This is a genomic window from Flavobacterium sp. (assembly GCF_044361065.1).
In the GTDB taxonomy this organism is placed as follows: domain Bacteria; phylum Bacteroidota; class Bacteroidia; order Flavobacteriales; family Flavobacteriaceae; genus Flavobacterium.
The window spans coordinates 1-3,335 of sequence record NZ_JBIKJI010000194.1 but is presented as its reverse complement, the minus strand read 5'-3'; the positions used below and the strand labels follow the sequence as shown (position 1 = coordinate 3,335).

At 29.7% G+C, this 3,335-nt stretch carries 1 protein-coding gene and 2 pseudogenes; 2 read left to right on the top strand and 1 reads right to left on the bottom strand.

Annotation, left to right across the window (positions count from 1 at the left end):
• Positions 1–1,013: pseudogene (locus tag ACIQ11_RS09745) on the top strand (TonB-dependent receptor); the annotation flags it as partial.
• A 72-nt stretch (positions 1,014–1,085) separates the two neighbouring features.
• Here the strand turns inward: ACIQ11_RS09745 and ACIQ11_RS09740 are convergent.
• Positions 1,086–2,336: an ABC transporter permease gene (locus ACIQ11_RS09740; RefSeq protein ID WP_396154444.1), complete on the bottom strand. Its 1,251-nt coding sequence runs from the start codon at positions 2,334–2,336 to the stop codon at positions 1,086–1,088.
• Positions 2,337–2,491: 155 nt separating this feature from the next.
• Between ACIQ11_RS09740 and ACIQ11_RS09735 the strand changes: the two are divergent.
• Positions 2,492–3,335: pseudogene (locus ACIQ11_RS09735) on the top strand (bifunctional phosphoribosylaminoimidazolecarboxamide formyltransferase/IMP cyclohydrolase PurH); the annotation flags it as partial.

Here is a 3,335-nt window from a genome sequence, read left to right as displayed (position 1 = left end):
TAGGCTTACATTATAAAATGTTGGTTGGGAAATTTACTTTTAATCCAGGAGTTACTTTACATCAATTTAATACCAGTGACACCCAATTGAACAGCGTAAATAATATGAGTTTCAATAGAGTTTTACCTGATTTCTTTGCATTATGGCAAATGAAAAAATCACAAACATTATCCTACAATTTTTCATTAACCAATAATTTTACAGATGTCGTAAAATTGGCACAAGGGTATGTGTTTTCAAATTATAACAGTTTATTTAGCGGAAATAGATTCTTAGAAAATTCAATTTCACAAGTACACTCTTTGCGTTTTTTTAAATTTAGTATGTTTAATATGGAAAATATTTCTGCTAATATTACCTATTCAAAACAAACTGAAATTATTACCAATCGTGCTTTATTAACAGGTATTAATCAAGTTTCAAGTTCGGTAAACATCAATTCTAATTTTCCAAATGAGTCGCTTTCAGGATTTTTTAATTATGGAAAATCGTTTGCCCGTTATTTTAAAGCAAATGGAATTGTAAATTTAAGTAAAAGCACAAATAACAATATTCGAGTAAATCCTGATAATTCTGAGTTTATTCAGAACACCAAATCATTTACACAAATTTATGAAATGAAATTTTCAACCAATTTCAAAAAAATACCGAATATTGAATTGGCCTACGAATACAGAATAAACGATTTTCAAAATCAGATAAATTATGTAGATAATCCATCGGTAACGCTAGAATATTTCTTTTTAGATGCCTTTTCATTTACATCTGAATACAATTTCTTTCACAACAGAGATAAAGCGAAAACTTTTGATACTGAATATGATTTCTTAACCGCATCCTTATCATACCAAAAAAGAGATAGTAAATTTGAGTATAAAGTAAGTGCTACCAACTTATTAAACACAACAGCACTAAACGACAATAGTTTTAATGCCTTAGGTGGTTCTACAAACTTTTCGAGTTTTTATGTACAACCTCGTTTTGTAGTTTTTAGCTTAAAATACGTGTTATAATTAATACAACTATAAAACCAAAAACCCCGATTTGTATCAAAAACAAATCGGGTTTTTTATTGAATAAAAGAATTACATCCCTGTTCGAATGGCTTCTACAGGATCTAATCTTGAAGCTGAAATAGCGGGTAAAATCCCTGAAATTAATCCGATAATTATGGACAAACTTGAGCCTAATAAAATATTAAAAGAACTCAAAACAAACTCGAAATCTAATACGTTTGTTAAAACTAAGGCAATTAACCAAACCAAAACAATTCCAATTAATCCACCAAACATTGCCAAAATAACAGCTTCAAATAAAAATTGAAACAAGATGAATCGGTTTTTTGCGCCTAAAGCTTTTTGAATTCCAATTAAATTAGTGCGTTCTTTAACAGAAACAAACATAATATTTGCAATTCCGAAACCACCAACTAAAAGAGAAAAAATACTTATTCCCCATCCTGCAATATTCATTTTGCCAATAATGTCATCAATAAAATTGGTAAAACCAGACAGAATATTTACAAAAAAACTATTAATTTCTCCCGCTCGCAAACCTCTTATATTCCTCATTTTATTAGTCAATTCCGCTTTAAATTCTTCAATATCAACTCCGGCTTTTGGTTTGATTAAAATGGCTGGCGTAAAAATAACACTGTTATCACCATATAGTTTTCTCATATTATTTACAGGTAAAAAAACAGCCACATCATTAGAATCCCCAAAGGCGTTTTGACCCATTTTTTTCAACACACCAATTACTGTAAAACGTTGACCGTAAAGTCTAATTTGCTTTCCAATAGGTTCGTTACCTTTAAATAAACCTTCTGCAACTTCACTTCCAATTACAATTACTGATGTACCTGAATTGGATTCGACTTCATTAAACAATCTACCCTTCTCGACTTTAAATGGTTCAATTTCAAAAAATTCATTTGTAGAAGGCTTCACTCGAATAGAATTTACTGTATTGTCGTCATATTTAATACTTTGATTTTTCGTAAAAAAATTAAATGAAATTTTATCAATATCAGGCATACTTTTTTGCAAATATTGATATTCATCGTATTTTACCTGCGGAAATTGGTCGCGCTTCCATTTTTCAACTTCCGTTGGTCCAAAAGAATATTTAAATAAATAAATGGTGTTTTTATCCATTCCGTCTAAACTGTCAACAATATTTTTCTTCAATGAATCCACTGCTGCTAAAACCGCAATAATAGAAAAAATACCTACAGTAACTCCAAGTAAAGAAAGAAACGTTCGTAATTTATTACTTCTCAGTGCATTAAAAGCAAAAGCATAACTTTCTTTAAGTAAACGAATATATAGTATCATAAAATGTATATCTTAAATATTTGTAGTCAAAAAGGAATATTTGTTACAATTTTTAGAGGAAAATTATTTAGAAATGTTTCTCATTTACAGTTTATAACTATTGGATTTTCTTAATCAAATTGTTACTTTTGCAGTTCAAAACAAACAACAACATAATGACTCACACAAAACAAATCAAATCGGCATTAATTTCTGTATTTGACAAAACTGGTTTAGAACCAATCATTAAAGCACTTCATCAAAATAATGTAACAATTTATTCTACAGGTGGTACCGAAGATTTTATTAAAAATTTACAAGTTCCTGTTGTAGCTGTAGAAGATGTAACTTCTTATCCTTCTATTTTAGGCGGTAGAGTAAAAACCTTACATCCAAAAATTTTTGGTGGAATTTTAAACCGTCAAGATCACGAAGGCGACGTAGCCCAAATGACAGAATTTGATATTCCTCAAATTGATTTGGTAATTGTAGATTTATATCCATTTGAAAAAACGGTTGCTTCAGGAGCAAGTGAAGCTGATAGTATCGAAAAAATTGATATTGGTGGGATTTCATTAATTCGCGCTGCAGCGAAAAACTTTAAAGATACTGTGATTGTGGCATCTGTAGATGAATATGCTACTTTCTTGAATTTTTACTCTGAAAATCAAGGCGCTACTTCTATTGAACAAAGAAAATTGTTGGCTACTAAAGCGTTTCATACCTCATCAAATTACGATACGGCCATTTTTAATTACTTCAATACTGAAGATACTTATTTAAAAATTAGCGAAGAAAAAGGGCAAATTTTACGTTATGGTGAAAACCCACATCAAAAAGGATTTTTCTTTGGAGATTTTGATAAAATGTTTACCAAACTTCACGGAAAAGAATTGTCTTATAATAATTTATTAGACGTTGATGCTTCTGTAAATTTAATAAATGAGTTCAAACATAACGATCCAACTTTTGCTATTTTAAAACACAATAACGCATGTGGTTTGGCTACAAGAGCTACGA